The 17,599-nt window shown below is 72.5% G+C and carries 14 protein-coding genes; 9 read left to right on the forward strand and 5 right to left on the reverse strand.

The window, feature by feature from the left end; genetic code table 11:
- Positions 1–186: 186 nt before the first annotated feature.
- Positions 187–3,645 carry a phosphodiester glycosidase family protein gene (locus tag H9Y04_RS14585; protein ID WP_187814455.1) on the forward strand — a complete coding sequence of 1,153 codons (3,459 nt, stop codon included), beginning with the start codon at positions 187–189 and terminating at the stop codon, positions 3,643–3,645.
- A 96-nt stretch (positions 3,646–3,741) separates the two neighbouring features.
- Here the strand turns inward: H9Y04_RS14585 and H9Y04_RS14590 are convergent, their stop codons facing one another.
- Positions 3,742–4,239, reverse strand: a complete 498-nt coding sequence (locus H9Y04_RS14590; RefSeq protein WP_187814237.1) for a peptidylprolyl isomerase — start codon at positions 4,237–4,239, stop codon at positions 3,742–3,744.
- Positions 4,240–4,379: 140 nt separating this feature from the next.
- Between H9Y04_RS14590 and H9Y04_RS14595 the strand changes: the two genes are divergently transcribed.
- On the forward strand, positions 4,380–4,892 hold the full coding sequence (locus H9Y04_RS14595; RefSeq protein ID WP_187814238.1) for a GNAT family N-acetyltransferase: 513 nt from the start codon (positions 4,380–4,382) through the stop codon (positions 4,890–4,892).
- A gap of 245 nt (positions 4,893–5,137) precedes the next feature.
- Positions 5,138–8,278 (forward strand): AfsR/SARP family transcriptional regulator, encoded by a 3,141-nt coding sequence (locus H9Y04_RS14600; RefSeq protein ID WP_187814239.1) that lies wholly within the window; start codon positions 5,138–5,140, stop codon positions 8,276–8,278.
- A 48-nt stretch (positions 8,279–8,326) separates the two neighbouring features.
- Here the strand turns inward: H9Y04_RS14600 and H9Y04_RS14605 are convergent, their stop codons facing one another.
- The 3 genes from H9Y04_RS14605 to H9Y04_RS14615 are packed head-to-tail and all read right to left on the reverse strand — an operon-like array spanning position 8,327 to position 10,913.
- A complete protein-coding gene (locus tag H9Y04_RS14605; RefSeq protein WP_187814240.1) occupies positions 8,327–8,893 on the reverse strand; it encodes a GNAT family N-acetyltransferase in 567 nt (188 codons plus the stop codon).
- Complete coding sequence (locus H9Y04_RS14610; protein ID WP_308800979.1) at positions 8,890–10,356, reverse strand: MFS transporter; 1,467 nt, start codon at positions 10,354–10,356, stop codon at positions 8,890–8,892. Before H9Y04_RS14610 ends, H9Y04_RS14605 begins: the two co-directional genes overlap by 4 nt.
- Positions 10,353–10,913, reverse strand: a complete 561-nt coding sequence (locus tag H9Y04_RS14615; protein WP_187814241.1) for a helix-turn-helix domain-containing protein — start codon at positions 10,911–10,913, stop codon at positions 10,353–10,355. Before H9Y04_RS14615 ends, H9Y04_RS14610 begins: the two co-directional genes overlap by 4 nt.
- Before the next feature lie 86 nt (positions 10,914–10,999).
- On the opposite strand from H9Y04_RS14615, the gene H9Y04_RS14620 reads away from it, so the two are divergent.
- Positions 11,000–11,860: an Fpg/Nei family DNA glycosylase gene (locus H9Y04_RS14620; RefSeq protein WP_187814242.1), complete on the forward strand. Its 861-nt coding sequence runs from the start codon at positions 11,000–11,002 to the stop codon at positions 11,858–11,860.
- 20 nt (positions 11,861–11,880) lie between these two features.
- On the opposite strand, the gene H9Y04_RS14625 is transcribed toward H9Y04_RS14620, so the two are convergent.
- A complete protein-coding gene (locus H9Y04_RS14625; protein ID WP_187814243.1) occupies positions 11,881–12,528 on the reverse strand; it encodes an anti-sigma factor family protein in 648 nt (215 codons plus the stop codon).
- Between the two features lie 186 nt (positions 12,529–12,714).
- Here H9Y04_RS14625 and H9Y04_RS14630 point away from each other — a divergent pair, with 186 nt between their 5' ends.
- The 5 genes from H9Y04_RS14630 (at position 12,715) to H9Y04_RS14650 (ending at position 17,593) form a co-directional block, all read left to right on the forward strand.
- Positions 12,715–13,491 (forward strand): LytR/AlgR family response regulator transcription factor, encoded by a 777-nt coding sequence (locus tag H9Y04_RS14630; protein ID WP_187814244.1) that lies wholly within the window; start codon positions 12,715–12,717, stop codon positions 13,489–13,491.
- A gap of 144 nt (positions 13,492–13,635) precedes the next feature.
- Positions 13,636–13,917: a hypothetical protein gene (locus H9Y04_RS14635; RefSeq protein WP_187814245.1), complete on the forward strand. Its 282-nt coding sequence runs from the start codon at positions 13,636–13,638 to the stop codon at positions 13,915–13,917.
- Positions 13,918–14,076: 159 nt separating this feature from the next.
- Positions 14,077–14,460 (forward strand): DUF485 domain-containing protein, encoded by a 384-nt coding sequence (locus H9Y04_RS14640; protein ID WP_187814246.1) that lies wholly within the window; start codon positions 14,077–14,079, stop codon positions 14,458–14,460.
- A gap of 56 nt (positions 14,461–14,516) precedes the next feature.
- Positions 14,517–16,385 carry a sodium/solute symporter gene (locus H9Y04_RS14645; RefSeq protein ID WP_187814247.1) on the forward strand — a complete coding sequence of 623 codons (1,869 nt, stop codon included), beginning with the start codon at positions 14,517–14,519 and terminating at the stop codon, positions 16,383–16,385.
- Positions 16,382–17,593 (forward strand): histidine kinase, encoded by a 1,212-nt coding sequence (locus H9Y04_RS14650; protein WP_187814248.1) that lies wholly within the window; start codon positions 16,382–16,384, stop codon positions 17,591–17,593. The genes H9Y04_RS14645 and H9Y04_RS14650 overlap by 4 nt, the downstream gene beginning before the upstream one ends.
- Positions 17,594–17,599: the final 6 nt, after the last annotated feature.

Here is a 17,599-nt window from a genome sequence, read left to right on the forward strand (position 1 = left end):
CAAAGGTTCGACCTCTGCACGGCGTAATCAAGCCGACCGCACCTGTTTCCCGTCCCGTTCCCCCGGGCCTCTAGCGCCCTGATGTGAGCACAGCAATGCTGACGCGCGACATCTGCCCCATGGGCAACTCGCCGTCATGCAGGAGTAGTTGTGGGTGCTGGCATAGCCGGGCGCTGGGTGGCGCTCATGGCGACCGTGGCTGCCATGACGGCGGGGGCGATCGCCCCCGCCGTCGCCGATTCCGGGCCGGATCCGAGGCCCGCGAACAGCGCGGAGATACGGCGGCCCGTCGCGCCGCCACCCGCGAGCGGACCGGGTGCGGGGGTGCGCTCGGTCGTCGACGGGGACGGGATCGAGACCGCGCGCAGTGCCCGGCCCCTCGCGCCGGGTGTCGCGCTCACCTCGTACGACCGTCTCGAATCGGACAAGTGGCTGCGCGTCGACGCCCTGAGCGTGGACCTCGGCAAAGGGGTGCGCGCGGACTATCTGCACTCCGGCAAGGTGTCCGAGCGCAGGACCGTCTCCGAACTCGCGGCCGCGCACGATCCGGGCAAGGGCAGACGGACGGTCGCCGCGATCAACGCGGACTTCTTCGACATCAACGAGACCGGCGCCCCGCAAGGCGCCGGGATCAAGGACGGCAAGCTCGTCCAGTCACCCGCGCCCGGCGCGCACCGCGCCGTGGGCATCGGGCCCGAGGACGCCGGACGGGTCCTGGAGCTCTACTTCGAGGGGACGCTGACCGTCCCGAAGGGCGCGCACGCCCTCGCCGCGTACAACGCCGCCAATGTTCCGGCGGGCGGGATCGGCGCGTACACCGAGGCCTGGGGTACGGCCGACCGTGCGCTCACCGTCGACAAGGCGACACCCGTGGCCGAAGCCCTCGTCGAGGACGGCAAGGTCGTGTCGGTCGCCGACCGCGTCGGCAGCGGACCGATCGCCGCCGGTGCCACCGTGCTCGTCGGGCGCGAGGCCGGGGCCGAGGTCCTGAAGGGGCTCGAGCCCGGAGACGCCGTGGGCATCGCGTACCGGCCGAGGACGAACGCCGGTGACGTGCCGCGTACGGCCGTCGGCGGACGGGAGCTGCTCGTCGTCGACGGTGTCGCGCAGAACCACGAGGGCCAGGGCAACAACACCGCCGCCCCGCGCACCGCCGTCGGCTTCTCCGCGGACGGCCGCACGATGCACATCCTCACCGTCGACGGCCGTCAGACGGACAGCGGCGGGGTCACCCTCACCGAACTCGGCGTGATGATGAAGCAGGCCGGTGCGCACAGCGCGCTCAACCTCGACGGCGGCGGCTCCTCCACGCTCCTCGCCCGCGAGCCCGGCAGCGACGCGCTCCAGGTGGAGAACAGCCCCTCCGACGGCAGCGAACGCACCGTGCCCAACGGCCTCGCGCTCACCGCCCCCGACGGCTCCGGCCGCCTCAAGGGCTACTGGGTCGAGACCCGCACCCCCGCACTCGCGGCACCGACCGCCGACCCCGTACGCGGCGGTCACCCCGAGCGCGTCTTCCCCGGACTCACCCGTGCGCTCACCGCCGCCGGATACGACGAGACCTACGGTCCGGCCGAGGGCAGGCCGCATTGGCGGGCCGAGCGCGGCGACATCGGCCGGATCTCGGACGACGGTCTCTTCACCGCGCGCCGCAGCGGCACCACCGAGGTCCGCGCGAGCAGCGGACCGGCGTACGGCAGCACCGAGTTGACGGTGGTCGACGATCTCGCCCGTATCGCACCCACCACCCGACGCGTCGGCCTCGCGGACGCCGCGGCCACCGGCACCTTCGGCATCCTCGGCCAGGACGCGCACGGCACGAGCGCGCCGATCGAGCCCCGTGACGTCCGGCTCGCATACGACCGCGCCCTGTTCGACATACGCGACGACGGCCGCGGAGCCTTCACCGTCAAGGCCCTGAGCGACAAGGGCGCCGGCCAGGTCAAGGCCACCGTCCAGGGCAAGGAGACCCTGCTCGTCATCAGCGTCGGCCTGGACGAGCAGTCCGTGGCCGCCCTCGACGACGCCGCGAACTGGACCTTCAGCCACGCCCGCGCCGCAGGCCGGATCGAGCCGACCCCGGAGGGCCGCAGCGGCACCGGACTCGACCTCACATACGACTTCTCGCTCTCCACCGCCACCCGCGCCGCCTACGTGAACCCGCCCCAGCGCATCCCGGTCGCCGGCACCCCGCAGTCCTTCAAGCTGTGGATCAAGGGCGACGGCAAGGGTGCCTGGCCCAGCCTGCACCTCAAGGACGCCGCCGGATCCGATCTCGTCCTGCGCGGCCCGTATGTGACCTGGACCGGGTGGCAGCAGATCACCTTCACCGTGCCGCAGTCCGCGCCCATGCCGCTCTCCGTCTTCCGCTTCTATCTGGCCGAGACCGCCGCGACCAAGCAGTACACCGGTGAGGTGGTCATCGACGAGCTCACCGCGCAGGTCCCGCCGAGCGTGGACGTACCCCAACAGCCCGTCGTCACCGATGACTTGATCGACTCGGCCGCCGTGGCCGAGGGCAGGGACTGGCAGTTCGCGGTGATGTCCGACGCCCAGTTCGTGGCGCGCGAACCGGACAGTGCGATCGTGCAGCAGGCCCGCCGCACCCTGCGCGAGATCAAGGCGGCGAGGCCCGACTTCCTCGTCATCAACGGCGATCTCGTCGACGAGGGCGCCCCCGCCGATCTCGCCTTCGCCCGCAGGATCCTCACCGAGGAGCTCGGCGACGCCGTGCCCTGGTACTACGTGCCCGGCAACCACGAGGTGATGGGCGGGAAGATCGACAACTTCACCGCCGAATTCGGCCCCGCACAGCGGGTGTTCGACCACAAGGGCACGCGGTTCGTCACCCTCGACACCTCCAGCCTGTCCCTGCGCGGCGGCGGCTTCGCCCAGATCAAGGCGCTGCGCGCCGCACTCGACGCGGCAGCGAAGGATCCGGCGGTCTCCTCGGTCGCGGTGATCCAGCACGTACCGCCGCGCGACCCGACCCCGCAGAAGGGCAGCCGGCTCGGCGACCGCAAGGAGGCCGCCCTGCTCGAACAGTGGCTCGCGGACTTCCGCCGTACGTCGGGCAAGGGCGCCGCGTTCGTCGGGAGCCACGTCGGGGTGTTCGACGCCGCGCACATCGACGCGGTGCCGTATCTGATCAACGGCAACAGCGGCAAGAACCCGGCGGGCCCGGCGGACCGGGGCGGCTTCACCGGCTGGTCCCTGCTGGGCGTCGACCGGATCTCGCCCGGCGAACAGGCCGCGGCGCGGCAGCGGCCCTGGAAGGGCGGCCCCGACTGGGTCTCCGTGCAGACCCGCGCCCACACCGACGCCCTCGCGCTCGGCGCACCGTCGACCCTGCGGCCCGGTGACAGCGGCGACGTGGCCGCGACCGTCACCCAGGGCACCCGTCAGGTCCCGGTCGCGTTCCCCGTGAGCGCGGACTGGACAGGCTCACCGAACCTGTACATCGGTGACCCGGACGACGCCCGGCAGCGGCACGTGGCCGCATACGACCCGGACACGGGACGGCTCACCGCCCTGCGGACGGGGAGCGTGACGCTCGCCGTCACGGTGAACGGTGCGACCCAGCGGGCCGACGTGCTGATCGCGAGCGCAGCGGACCAGCGGATGGCCGCGGCCGACGGGGCCTGACGACGGCCGATTCGGAACAGCAGGCCCTGACGCACCGGTGGCCCCGGTCCGACGTACGGACCGGGGCCACCGCAGGTGAAAGCGGCGTACGGAAGATCAGAGAACGCCGGAGTCGGCGACGGTGATCGAGGCGCGGGTACGGCCGCTGCCCGAGCCGAGGGACTCGATCTTCTTGACGAGCGCCATCGAGTCGTCGTCGGCGACCTCGCCGAAGACCACGTGCTTGCCGTCCAGCCACGGGGTGAGCACCGTGGTGACGAAGAACTGCGAACCGTTGGTGTTCGGGCCGCGGTTGGCCATCGAGAGCAGACCCGGACGGTCGTGCTTCAGCGTGAAGTTCTCGTCGGGGAACTCCTCGCCGTAGATGCTCTTGCCACCGGTGCCGTTGCCGTTGGTGAAGTCACCGCCCTGGAGCATGAACTCGGGGATGACGCGGTGGAACGGGGAGCCCTTGTAGCCGAAGCCCTTCTCGCCGGTGCACAGCGCGCGGAAGTTCTCCGCCGTCTTCGGAACGACGTCATCGAAGAGGTTGAACGTGATCCGCCCGGCGGGGGCGTCGTCGATGCTGATGTCGAAGTAGACCTTGGTTGTCATGCGACCCATCCTGACATCCCGCCGGGGGCGATATGGCCACACCCCCACGATCGTGTCCCCGCGCTTCCCCTCTGACCTGGGCAAACGAGTTCGCGGCCGGGCCTCGGCCTGCGGTACCGTCGGCGGTCGAGGAGGCACGGATGCAGCAGAGTACGACGGCGCGGATACGGCCGGGACACGAGGGTGACCTCGAAGAGCTCACCCGGATCTACAACCACTACATCGTCGGGACGCCGATCACCTTCGACGTCGACCCGGTCACCGCGGAGCAGCGCCGCGACTGGCTGCTCGCCCACCCGGAGCAGGGACCGCACCGGCTGCTCGTCGCCGAGCAGGACGGCCTCGTCGTCGGATACGCCACCAGCAGCGCCTTCCGTCCGAAGCTCGCGTACATCACCTCGGTGGAGACCAGCGTCTACCTCGCACCCGAGTACGGCGGCCGCGGCCTCGGCAGCCGGCTCTACGCCGCCCTGTTCGAGGCGCTCGCCGACGAGGACGTGCACCGCGCGTACGCGGGCATCACCGTCCCCAACGAGGCCTCTTTCAAGCTGCACGAACGGTTCGGCTTCAAGGCCACCGGCGTGCACCACGAAGTGGGGCGCAAGTTCGGGCGGTACTGGGACGTGGCGTGGTTCGAGAAGGAGATGCGCTGAGCCGCAGTCTGCCGGCCGACAAGAAGCACGGTGGGCCGCCGAGGCGCACTCTCCCCCCAGAGGTGACACCACCACTCCCGCTGCCGCCGTCCCCCGACGCGGCAGCCGCAGGCGCTGCGGCGGCGGCCCCCGTGCTCGCCACCACAGTGGCCGACGGACCCTGTACAGACCTTGCAAGGATCTAGAATCCCCTGCGGGTAACGCCCCGCGCAGGGGTGAAACACGGGGGAAGCAGGGTCTGGGCGATGGAGTTCCTACTGCTCGGCGGCATCGAGGCAGTGGCCGACGGCAGGCAGCTCGACCTGGGTCCCGCACGCCAGCGGTCCGTGCTCGCCGCGCTGGTCCTCGACGTGGACCGCGCCGTGCCGGTGGACCAGCTCGTCGAGCGGGTCTGGGCGGACGCCCCGCCGCAGCGCGCCAAGGACACCCTCTACAGCTATCTGTCGCGGTTGCGCCGGCTGCTGCCCTGTGCCATCGACCGGCTCCCCGGCGGCTATGCGCTCACCGCCGACGCCCGGACGAGCGACGTGCACCGCTTCCGGCAGCTGCTCGCCACCGCGCGCGCCGAGACCGACGACTCCGCCGCGCTGGCCACGTACGAGGAAGCCCTCGGCCTGTGGCGCGGCGAACCCTTCGCGGGCGCCGACACCCCGTGGTTCAACGCCGCGCGGGAAGCGCTCGGCAGGGAGCGGCTCGCCGCCGAGCTCGACTGCACCGACATACGGCTGCGGCGCGGCGAACACGCCGAACTGCTCCCCGAGTTGTCGGTGCGCTGCACCGCCCATCCGCTGGACGAGCGGGTGGCCGCGCAGTACATGCTGGCGCTGTTCCGCTGCGGCCGGCAGGCCGACGCCCTCGCCCACCACCGGCGGGTGCGGCGGCTGCTGCGCGAGGAGCTCGGCATCGACCCCGGACCCCGGCTGCGGGAGCTGTACGAGGCGATCCTCGCGGGGGACACGGCGCTCGCGGTGACCGCGCGGCAGCCGCGGACGCCACCGCGGGCGGCCGAGGCGGAGTGGTCCGTGCAGAGTCAACTGCCGCTCGCGGTACCGGGGTTCGTCGGCCGCGCCGCGCTCGTGCGGCGCATCGAGGAACTCCTCGCGGCCCCGGCCGCACAGCCGGTGGTCCTCTCGGGCTCGCCCGGCGTGGGCAAGACGGCCCTGGCCGTCCACCTCGGCCACCGGCTGCGTCCCTCGTTCCCCGACGGCCAGTGGTACGTACGCCTCCTGGGCACCGGCGAGCGGCCGCGCGATCCCTCCGAGGTCCTCGCCGCGCTGCTGCGCGCCAGCGGACAGGACCCCGCCGTCATCCCCGAATCGGCCGAGGACCGCGCCGCGGCCTTCCGCAGCAGGACCGCGGACCGACGCATCCTGATGGTGCTGGACGATGCCGCGGACGCCGAGCAGATCCGGCCGCTGCTGCCCGGCACCGCCGGTGTGGCCGTGCTGATCACCAGCCGATTCGACCTGCGCGGACTGATCGCCAGCCATGCGGCACACCCCGTACCCCTCGACGTACTCGAACCGGCCGAGGCCCATCACCTGCTGGCCGGCGCACTCGGCGAACAGCGCGTCCAGGGCGAGCCCGCGGCGGCCGAGCTGCTCGCCGACCTGTGCGCGCGGCTGCCGCTCGCGCTGCGGATCGCCGCCGCCAACCTGGCGGCGCGGCCGGGCCGTTCCCTCTCGGCGTACGCGGCCGAGCTTGCCGACGACGGACGGCTCGGCAAGCTGTCCATCGCCGGCGACCGCCAGGCCGCCGTCCGCACCGCCTTCGACCACTCGTACGCCACTTTGACCCCCGAGGCGGCCCGGCTCTTCGGGCTGCTCGGTCTGCATCCCGGCGCGGACTTCAGCGCCGAGGCGGCCGCCGCGCTGCTCGGGCCCGGTACGGACAACCCGCCGTGCGAAGAAGCCGAGGAACTGCTCGACCAGCTGGCCACCGCAGGCCTCGTCCAGCGCACGGCCGCCGACCGTTTCCAGTTCCACGATCTGCTGCGGCTCTACGCGGCCGAGCGCGGGGCGGCCGAACCGGACCGTGCGGCGGCCTGGCAGCGGCTGTGCGACTGGTATCTGGCCACCGCCGACGCGGCCACGGCCTTCGACTACGCGGCGATGCTGCAGTTGCCGCGGCAGCGGGCCGCGGCCGGCCGGTTCGCCGACCGGCACGCCGCATCGGCCTGGCTGGACGAGGAACGCGCCAACCTGGTCGCCGTCACCACCCGCGCGGCACGGACCGGACCCGGCGCCACCGCCTGGCTGCTCGCCGACCAGCTCCGGATGTACTTCTACTACCGCCAGCACCACGCCGACTGGCGCACGGCCGCAACGGCCGGTCTGCAAGCGGCGGCCCACGCGGGGGAGGTGCTCGCGGAGGCGGCGATGCGGCTCAGTCTCGGATCGCTGGCCCAGGACGCCGGGGAGTTCGACGCCGCACTCGACCACTTCCACCACGCACGCCGCGGCTACCGTGACGGCGCCTACGCCCCCGGCGAGGCCGCGGTCCTCGCCAACCTCGGCATCCAGTACGGGCTGCGCGGCGACGTGGCCCAGGGGATAGACCATCTGCACCGGTGCATCGACCTGTACCGCGCCCTCGGAGTGCCCACGCGGCTGGGCCCCGTCCTCGACATCGCGGGCCAGGGCCATACGTATCTGGGAGATCTGGAACAGTCCGTCGCCTTGACCACCGAGGCCGTCACGACCGCCCTCGACCACGACCAGGCCGTGGCCGCCATCGGCCCGCTCACCGGCCGCGCCGCGGCACTGCACGGACTGGGCCGGTACGACCAGGCGCTCGCCGACGCCACGGAGGCCGCGCGCCTGTGCCGGGAGCACCACAAGGAGCACAACGAGGCCGCCACCCACGAGATCCTGGCCCGTATCCTTCGCGACCGCGGCGAGCCCGACGAGGCGCGCGCCCATGCCGTGCAGGCGCTGGAGAAGTCCCGCGCGTTCGGCTACACGGCCAAGCAGATCGACAGCCTGGGCACGCTGGCCGCCCTCGACCTGATCGACGGGTACACGGCGCGGGCGAGGCGGCAGATGGAAGAGGCGCTGACACTCTCGCGCCGCCAGAAGTACCGCCACCAGGAGGCCGAGGCGCATATCGGTCTCGCCCGGGTCCGGCTCGCCGAGGGCGACCCCGCTTTCGCGGCCGACCACGCCGAACTCGCCCTGGCCACGGCCGAGGAGCTGCGGATGCGGCCGGCCGAATGCCGCGCCCGCCTCGTCCTCGCGGACCTCGCCCGGCTCGCAGGCGACCGGGCGGCCGCCGCTCACCATCTCGCCCACGCGGATCATCTGCGGGCCCGTACCGGTTACTGCGCACCTCCCTGGGAGGAGGCGGCCCGCGGGAAGGCGGCTCAGCGAGGGGTGGGCATCCGGTAGGAAGGCGGCTCAGCGAGGGGTGGGCATCCCGTAGGAAGGCGTCTTCTCTCAGGAGAGCGTCTTGTAGAAGAACGTGGACGGCATGAGCCGGCCCTGCGGATCCGCGGCATAGTCCGGGACCGTGCCCATCTCGGTCCACCCCGTCGCCCGGTACAGCCGCTCGGCCGGACTTCCCGTCTCCGTGTCCAGGACGAGCAGGGACATCCCCGCCCCGGCCGCGTACTCCTCGACCGTGCGGAGCAGCGTGCGCGCGACCCCACGGCCACGGGCCTGCGGGCCGACCATCAGCTTCACGACCTCGCCACGATGCCGGCCGTTGTCCTTGAACCCCGGCGCACAGCCGACCGTCCCGAGGACCTGGCCGTCCTCGGAGCGGGCCACCCACACGAGCAGCCTGCCGTCCGCGACATCGGCGGCGAGCCCACGCCACCACCGCGCGGCCTCCGCGCTCCCGAACCCGGCGAGAAAGCCGAGCGAGGCACCACCCGCGACGGTCGCCGCGAGCAGCTCGCCGAGCTCGCCGGCACACGCCTCGAGCCCGGCGGCGGACAGGCGCTCCACCGATGTCCCGGAGCTGATCCTTCGCTCCGCTGCAGTCCTGGCCACTGTCGTCATGGCGTGAGTTCCTTTCCTCGGGGCGGCGCGAGCGGCAGCTGCGGCGGCGCGGACGCCGTGCTCATACGGCGGTTCAGTACGGAGACCAGCAGGCCGAGCGTGACGATCGCCGTGCACGCCAGCGACGCGTGCCAGAACGCCCGGCGCATCCCGGCCGGACCAGCGCCCGGCGCCGAGGCGTGCAGATAGAGGCCGGAGACGGCGCTGATGCAGACCGCGGCCGCCATTCGCTGCGACATCTGCAGCAGACCGCCGGCCACTCCCGCCGCCTCCGCGGGCGCGTGCCGCAGGACCTGCGCCTGGGTCGGCGCGACGGTGAACCCGGTCGCGGCGCCCGAGCAGAGCTGGCACACCGCGAGCACCCAGGGCAGCGGCCCTGCCGGGACGTACAGCGTCGCAAGGCCCCCGGACAGGAGGGCGAGCGCCGACAGGGCGAGCCCGGAGGTGATCACGCGGTGCTCGCCGAACCTGCGCACCACACGCCAGGCGAACGTCGAGGTGGCGCCCATGCCGAGCGCCTGCGGCAGCATGACCAGGGCCGCCGTCATCGCGGAGAGGCCGAGCTCTCCCTGCAGGAACACCGCGAGCACCATCCCGCCGGCGAGCGAGGCGCCGAACTGGGCCATCGCCACCGTCGTACCGAGTGCGTACGGCGCGGAGCGGGTGAGTGCGGGATGCACCAGGGGGCGGCGGCCCGAGCGGGCCCGCCCGCGCTGCTGGAGCACCAGCGCGGCGGCGAGTGCGGCCGCACCGGCTCCGTAGGCGAGATAGCCGGTGGACCGGATGAACGGGAGCATGATCAGGACGGTCAGTCCCGCGAACAGCGCCACACCCCCCAGATCAAGTCCAGCCTGCGCGTTGACCGGTCGCGGGCGCGGCAGGAAGCGGGCGCCCGCCGCGAGCGTGGCCAGCGCGAACGGCACGTTGAGCAGCACCGCGAACCGCCAGCCCGGCTCCGCGCCCGCCGCCGCGATCAGCGCACCGCCCACGGGCGGCCCGAGCGCCGTCGCCAGGCCCGCCGTCACCGCGTACATGCCGAGGGCCCGCGCGCGGGCCGCGCCCGTGAAGACGTCCTGGATGGTGCCGATCACCTGGGCGTTGACCAGGCCGGCCCCGAGCCCCTGGATGAGCCGGGCCGCGACCACCAGCCAGGCGTCCTGGGCGCAGCTGGACAGCAGCCCGCCGACGGCGAACAGCGCCATCCCGGCGAGGAAGAACGGCTTGCGTCCGTGGACGTCGCCGAGCCGCCCGCCGGGCACCAGGGCCACGCCGAACGCGAGCGAGTACCCGGCCACGATCCATTGCAGCTGGGAGGCGTCGGCGGACAGGGCGTCGCGGAGCGCGGGCACCGCGATGTTGAGCACGGACTGGTCGAGCAGCGAGGTGAACCCGGCCGCCAGACAGACGGCGAGGATGCGGCGCTCGCGCGCCGGGAAACGCTCGGGCTTCGCTATGCCGCTCACGGCAGCACCACGGCGATCACATAGCGCACGGACTCCTCGGACGTGCAGCGGAAGCGCGTCGGACCCCACAGCCGGAACCGCAGACAGTCCCCGGTGGCCATCGCGTACGCCTCGTTCTGCACGGTCACTTCCAGGGAGCCGTCGAGCACCCAGATGTGCTGTTCCAGACCCGGCACCGGCGGGCCGTCGTAGGAGATGTCCGCGCCCGGGCGCAGCGTCCCCTCGACCAGCTCACCGCGCAGACCCGCGTGCGGCGGCGAGACCGAGCGGCGCACGAATCCCGACTCGGTGTCGTTCCACACGGGCTGCTGCCCGGCCCGCACCAGCTGCGCCTGTTCGCCCTCGACCTCGGTGAGCAGCCGGGACATCGTGCGCTCGTACGCGGCGCACAGCCGGTTGAGCAGCGAGGTCGTCGGGCTGATCTCCCCGCGCTCCAGACGGGACAGCGTGGACCGGCTGACCCCGGAGCGGGTGGCCAACTCGTCCAGGGACCAGCCGCGTTCGGTCCGCAGCGCGGCAAGGCGTTGGGCGAGCCGTGCGTCGATGTCGTCTCCCATATCCGGGATCGTATCCCGGATATGGGAGACGGTGGCAAGGTCCTTGGCCGGACGCGGTTGTCAGTGCCGCGTGCCAACCTGGACGTATGCCTGAACTGCCTGAGGTGGAGGCCCTCAAGGGCTTCCTCACCGAGCATCTCGCCGACGCCCGTATCGCCCGCGTCCTGCCCGTGGCGATCAGCGTGCTCAAGACGTACGACCCACCGCTGAGCGCGCTCGAAGGCCGCCCGTTCACCGGGGTCGGGCGCCACGGCAAGTTCCTCGACCTGGATCTCGACGGGCTGCATCTCGTCACCCATCTCGCCCGCGCGGGCTGGCTGCAGTGGAAGGACCGGCTGCCCGACGGCCCGCCGAAGCCGGGCAAGGGACCCCTCGCGCTGCGCGTCGCGCTCGACGACGGACGGGGTTTCGACCTCACCGAGGCCGGCACACAGAAGCGGCTCGCCGTGTATGTGGTCCGCGACCCGCAGGAGGTCCCGGGCATCGCCCGCCTCGGACCCGACCCGCTCGCCGACGGCTTCGACGAAGCCGCCTTCGCCGTGCTGCTCAAGGGCGAGCGGCGGCGCATCAAGGGCGCCCTGCGCGACCAGAGCCTGATCGCGGGGATCGGCAACGCCTACAGCGACGAGATTCTGCACGTGGCCCGCATGTCCCCGTACAAGATCGCGGAGAAGCTGACCGACGACGAGGTGCACACGCTGTACGAGGCGATGCGCTCCACGCTCACCGAGGCGGTGACGCGCTCGCAGGGTGTGGCCGCCGGGCGGCTCAAGTCCGAGAAGAAGAGCGGTCTGCGCGTGCACGGCCGCACCGGCGAGGCCTGCCCCGTCTGCGGGGACACCATCCGCGAGGTGTCCTTCCACGACTCCTCGCTCCAGTACTGCCCCACCTGCCAGACCGGCGGCAAACCGCTCGCCGACCGCAGGATGTCCCGCCTGCTCAAGTAGCCCCTGGAGACGAGGGGCTCTCATCCGGCGGGAAGCGAGAGCAGGCGCACCCCGTCCAGGGTCCGTACCTCGAACCGCCGGATCTGGTCCGCCCGCATCCCCGTGCCGCCCTCGGCGAGCAGCGGCCGCTCATGCCCGTCACGCCCGGGGAAGCCGTAACCGCCCGGGGGCACCGACCAGGTGAGCACCGTCTGCTCCGTGCCGCCGGGCCCCACGGCGACCAGTTCGCAGCGGAGCGGCCCGTCGAGGCCGTCCATCCGCAGCGCCACCCCCGTACCCCAAGGCTGCTCGTCCAAAGTCACGCTCGCGGTGATCGTCCCCGCGCGCCCGTCGAGGACCGGCGGCCCGTCGTCCCGCAACAGCATCACCCCCGCGGGGACCGCGAAGAGCACGGCCGCGACAGCGGCCACCAGACGCAGCCGGACCGTACGGCGCCTGCGCCGTACCAGGCCGAGCAGCCGGTCGAGCAGTGGCGCGGGCGGCGCCTGCAGATAGGGGAGGGCATCGGGCTCGGTGAGCGGCTCGAGGAGCGTCACCACCCGGGAGAACTCCGCGAGTTCCAGGGCGCAATGCGGGCAGGAGTCCAGATGCTCCTCGACGTGCAGACTGTCCGCAGGTTCCAGGACGCCCAGCGCATAGGCGGCGACGTCCTGATGCTGCGCGCTCATGGGCGTACCTCTTCGTGCGGGATTACGGGGGTATCGCACCGTGGGGGACACGGCGGGAAGTGTGTCCCCCTGCAATACGGGGCGTCGGGTGTGGATGCTCAACACCCCAGCGAATTGTGGGAACCGAGCTCCCCGGCGCCGGCCTGGCCGTGTCCACCGGGCACGCAGACGCATACACTCCGCCGCATGCTGCGTGTACTGGCCGTCGACGACGAGAAACCCGCGCTCGAAGAGCTGCTCTTCCTGCTGCGCGCCGACTCCCGCGTGCGCAGCGCCGAGGGTGCCACCGATGCCACCGAGGCGCTGCGGCGCATCAACCGGGCCCTGGACGCGGGCCCGGACGGCGACGACGCCATCGACGTCGTCTTCCTCGACATCCACATGGCCGGGCTCACCGGGCTCGACGTGGCCCGGCTGCTCGCCGGTTTCGCCCGGCCGCCGCTGATCGTGTTCGTCACCGCCCATGAGGGCTTCGCCGTACAGGCCTTCGACCTCAAGGCCGTGGACTACGTGCTCAAGCCGGTACGCCGTGAACGCCTCGCCGAGGCCGTACGCCGCGTCAGCGACCTCATGGGCCAGGCCGCCGCCCCCGCCCCGCTGCCGGCCACACCCGTCGCCGTCGACTCGGCCCCCGACCAGATCCCGGTCGAACTGGGCGGAGTCACCCGCTTCGTCCCGATCCACTCCATCGCGTACGTCGAGGCCCACGGCGATTACGCGCGCCTGCACACCGACGAGGGCAGCCACTTGGTGCGGATCCCGCTGTCCACGCTGGAGGAGCGCTGGGCGGCGCGCGGTTTCGTACGGATACACCGGCGCCATCTCGTCGCGCTCGGCCGGATCGACGAACTGCGCCTCGACGCCGGCGCAACCACCGTGCGCGTGGGCGGCGCGGAACTCGCGGTGAGCCGCCGGCACGCCCGTGAGCTGCGCGATCTGCTGATGCGGCACGCGCGGCGCTGAGCCGCGAGGGCGTTCGAAAGGCGACCGTCCACCGAGGCAGCGGACCGCTCACCGCAGCCAAGCCGCCGTCCGCCGACGCGCGGCTGGCCCTGCCGCACGACCGCCGCCTAGCCTGACCTCGGTCAACGGGGAGGGAAGTCCGCAATGCCCGGTCCATCCGAAGTCGAGGCGCTGCTCACGGAGTTGCGGGCGCTGCCCGCGCCGCCGACGAGCCAGACCGAGGCGACGCGCTATCTCGCGGGACTCAGGAGCGCCGCGGCCCGCTGGGCCGAGATCCTCGACGAGGCCCATGAGGCCACCGCCCCGTTCACCGGTCCGCGCGCCGAGGCCGCGCTGCATCTGGCCTTCCGGCGGGCCGAGGAGTCCTACGTGGAGCTGGAAGTGGCCCTGCAGGATTGCGCCGCCGAACTCCATCCGCGGCCCTGACGCACGCTCGCCGAATTCCATCCGCGGCCCCTGGCGCGCGCTCGCCGGGCCTCATTCAGTGCGCCGACGCCCGTCCGCCGGGCCCTACCCCAGGTCATCAGGCCTGCGTAGACTCCCGTTCACCCCATCCAGGACCGCGGACGAGAGAGCGCACCGCCCATGCCAGCAGCCCCCGATGGCCCCCGCAGGGAGACCGTGACCGGTGTGCCGCGCCAGGCGCGGCGACCGCTCGGGCACACCGCCGCGCGCTCGGAGATCGACGAGCAGACGACCGTCGGCACGACCTATGTACGGTCCCTGATGCGCAGCCAGTTGAGAGCCGGGCTGACCGCACTCGGCGTACTGATCCTCTTCGTGGGCACCCTGCCGCTGCTCTTCATGCTCCCCGAGTCCGTGACGGGCTCCGAGGTCTCCCCGACCCTGTGGGTCTGGCTGTCCCTGGGCGTCGGCGTGTATCCGGTGATGCTCCTGATAGCCCGCTGGTACGTCCGCAGGGCCGAGCGCAACGAGCGGGACTTCACGGGACTCGTCGAAGGGCGCTGAGCCCGTGAACCACCGAAGGACGCCGAGCCCTTGAACCACCGAAGGACACCGAGCCCGTGAACCAGACCTACGCGGTGACCGCCGTGACGGTCGTGGTGCTCGCCACGGTCCTCATCGGCGCCCTGGGCCTGCGGATCTCCCGTACGACCTCGGACTTCTACGTCGCGTCCCGCACCGTCCAGCCCGGCCTCAACGCGGCGGCCATCAGCGGCGAGTACCTCTCCGCCGCCTCCTTCCTCGGCGTCGCGGGCCTGGTGCTCCTGCAGGGCCCGGACATGCTCTGGTACCCGGTCGGCTACACCGCCGGCTATCTCGTGCTGCTCATCCTGGTCGCGGCCCCGCTGCGCCGCTCCGGTGCGTACACGCTCTCCGACTTCGCCGAGGCCCGCCTCGAATCCCATACGGTGCGCCGCTTCGCGAGCCTCTTCGTCGTGGGCATCGGCTGGCTCTATCTGCTGCCCCAACTCCAGGGCGCCGGGCTCACCCTGGAGATCCTCACCGGCTCGCCCGACTGGGTCGGCAGCCTGGTCGTGGCCCTGGTCGTCACGGGCGCGGTCGCGGCCGGCGGCATGCGCTCGATCACCTTCGTACAGGCCTTCCAGTACTGGCTGAAGCTCACCGCGCTGCTCGTCCCCGCGCTGTTTCTGGTGGTCGCCTGGTTCGGCGACAACACCCCGCGCGCCACGTTCGACGCCCCGGCCGTCTTCCGCGAGCACACGTCGGTGCGCATCGACGACACCGTACGCATCGAGCTCGACGCCCCGATCAAGCTCACCGTCGACGGAACGATCGACGACACCGCGTACGAGAAGCAGCGCGTCGCGCTCGGCGAAGGCACCCACCGCGTCGAGGCCGGCACCCGGCTGGGCTTTCCGGCGGGCACACCCGTGCCGGAGACCAAGGAACACACCGGGACCGGCACCTCCAACTGGTCACGGCCGCTCGCCGGCGACCGTGACGAGTACCGGCTCTACGCCACGTACGGACTGATCCTCGCCACGTTCCTCGGCACCATGGGCCTGCCCCATGTCGCCGTCCGCTTCTACACCAGCCCCAACGGACGCGCGGCCCGCCGCACCACGCTCGTCGTGCTCGGCCTGGTCGGCGCCTTCTATCTCCTTCCGCCCGTCTACGGCGCGCTCGGCCGGATCTACGCCCCCGAACTCTCGCTCACCGGCGACGCCGACGCGGCCGTGCTCGTGCTGCCCGAGCGGCTCATCGGGGGAGTGGGCGGCGATCTGCTCGGCGCGCTGCTCGCGGGCGGCGCGTTCGCGGCGTTCCTGTCCACCGCGTCCGGTCTGACGCTCGCGGTGGCCGGGGTGCTGCACCAGGACGTGCTCCCCGCGCGCGGGGTCGGGCACTTCAGGATCGCGGCCGTGCTCGCGATGGCCGCCCCCTTCGGGGTCTCGCTGATCGCGACCAATGTGCCGGTCGCCGACGCGGTCGGGCTGGCCTTCGCCGTATCGGCCTCGTCGTTCTGTCCGCTCCTCGTGCTCGGCATCTGGTGGCGCAGGCTCACCCCGCCGGGCGCCGTGGCCGGTCTGGTCATCGGGGGAGGGGCGGCGCTCACCGCCGTGCTCGCGACCCGCACCGGACTGCCCTCGGCGGGCTGGGCGCACACGCTGCTCGCCTGGCCCGCGGTGTGGTCGGTGCCGCTCGGCTTCCTCACGATGATCGCCGTATCGCTGCTCACACCGTCCCGTATCCCCACGGGCACGGCGGCGATCCTGGCCCGGCTGCATCTGCCGGAGGACTTCTCCGAACGGCGCCGCGGCGAACAGCCGCTGCGTGAACTGCGGGCCCACGACAAGCGTGCAGTGCAGTACGACAAGCGCGCAGTGCGGGACGGCGGGCGGCGCACGGACGCGCGCGGCGAGCGCCGTGCGCGTCCGCACGGCGAACAGCAGGAGGCGGGCGAGCGATGACCGGTATCGGGATTGCGGCCCTGGTCGTGGCGGGCGTGGTCGTGCTCGCGGCCGGGATCCTGCTCGGCCGCTTCACGGCCCGCCGCGGCGAGGTCGATCTCGACCTCGGCACCCCGGTCGAGCGCGCCACCTTCCACACCCTGCACACCGCCTCGCTCGCCGCGCCCCCGCTGCGCGCCGGCCTCACCGAGGACACCGCCCGCAAGGCCGCCAAACGGCTGCGCTCGCTGCTTGGCACCGAAGCCCTGTGCCTGACCGACCGCGAACGCGTCCTCGCCTGGGACGGGCCCGGGCTCGGCCACCACAACGAACCCGTGATGCGCCGGGTCGGCCAACTCCTCGACTCCGGGCGCAGCTTGAGCGTGCACACCGAGTGCGAGCTGCCCGAATGCCCGCTGCGCTGGGCCGTCGTCGCCCCGCTCACCGGCGAGGACGGCATACTCGGCGCGCTGGTCGCCTACGGCTCACGCGAGTCCGCCGTCCTGGTGCGGGCCGCCACCGAAGTGGCCCGCTGGGTCTCCGTACAGCTGGAACTCGCCGAACTCGACCGCTCCCGTACCCGCCTCATAGAGGCCGAGATCCGCGCCCTGCGCGCCCAGATCTCCCCGCACTTCATCTTCAACTCGCTGGCCGCGATCGCGTCCTTCGTCCGTACCGACCCCGAGCGGGCCCGCGAACTCCTCCTGGAATTCGCCGACTTCACCCGCTACTCCTTCCGCAGGCACGGCGACTTCACCACCCTCGCCGACGAACTGCGCTCCATCGAGCAGTACCTCGCACTCGCCGGAGCCCGCTTCGGCGACCGACTCCAGGTGACCCTCCAGGTCGCGCCCGAGGTGCTGCCGGTCGCGCTGCCTTTCCTGTGTCTGCAGCCGCTGGTCGAGAACGCCGTCAAGCACGGCCTGGAGGACTCGCGGGACAAGTGCCGTATCTCCATCTCCGCGCAGGACGAGGGCGCCGAGGCCCTGGTCGTCATCGAGGACGACGGCGTCGGCATGGATCCGGCGCTCCTGCGCCGGATCCTCGCGGGCGAGCAACTGCCGCAGGGTGCCGGCTCCAACGGCCTCGGCCTGTCCAACGTCGACGACCGGCTGCGGCAGGTGTACGGGGACGACCACGGCCTCGTCATCGAGACGGGGCAGGGCGCGGGCATGAAGATCACCGTACGGGTGCCCAAGTACCGGGCAGGGGTGCACTCGAGCCGGTGACGGGGC

The organism is Streptomyces polyasparticus (assembly GCF_014493765.1).
Lineage (GTDB): Bacteria > Actinomycetota > Actinomycetes > Streptomycetales > Streptomycetaceae > Streptomyces > Streptomyces polyasparticus.

Bases quoted from the DNA above. Each gene is read 5' to 3' on its own strand.
- H9Y04_RS14595 (WP_187814238.1), top strand. From the start codon at position 4,380: ATGCAGCAGAGTACGACGGCGCGGATACGGCCGGGACACGAGGGTGAC.
- H9Y04_RS14585 (WP_187814455.1), top strand. From the start codon at position 187: ATGGCGACCGTGGCTGCCATGACGGCGGGGGCGATCGCCCCCGCCGTC.
- H9Y04_RS14625 (WP_187814243.1), bottom strand. From the start codon at position 12,528: ATGAGCGCGCAGCATCAGGACGTCGCCGCCTATGCGCTGGGCGTCCTG.
- H9Y04_RS14650 (WP_187814248.1), top strand. From the start codon at position 16,382: ATGACCGGTATCGGGATTGCGGCCCTGGTCGTGGCGGGCGTGGTCGTG.
- H9Y04_RS14600 (WP_187814239.1), top strand. From the start codon at position 5,138: ATGGAGTTCCTACTGCTCGGCGGCATCGAGGCAGTGGCCGACGGCAGG.
- H9Y04_RS14640 (WP_187814246.1), top strand. From the start codon at position 14,077: ATGCCAGCAGCCCCCGATGGCCCCCGCAGGGAGACCGTGACCGGTGTG.
- H9Y04_RS14630 (WP_187814244.1), top strand. From the start codon at position 12,715: ATGCTGCGTGTACTGGCCGTCGACGACGAGAAACCCGCGCTCGAAGAG.
- H9Y04_RS14590 (WP_187814237.1), bottom strand. From the start codon at position 4,239: ATGACAACCAAGGTCTACTTCGACATCAGCATCGACGACGCCCCCGCC.
- H9Y04_RS14605 (WP_187814240.1), bottom strand. From the start codon at position 8,893: ATGACGACAGTGGCCAGGACTGCAGCGGAGCGAAGGATCAGCTCCGGG.
- H9Y04_RS14615 (WP_187814241.1), bottom strand. From the start codon at position 10,913: ATGGGAGACGACATCGACGCACGGCTCGCCCAACGCCTTGCCGCGCTG.
- H9Y04_RS14620 (WP_187814242.1), top strand. From the start codon at position 11,000: ATGCCTGAACTGCCTGAGGTGGAGGCCCTCAAGGGCTTCCTCACCGAG.
- H9Y04_RS14635 (WP_187814245.1), top strand. From the start codon at position 13,636: ATGCCCGGTCCATCCGAAGTCGAGGCGCTGCTCACGGAGTTGCGGGCG.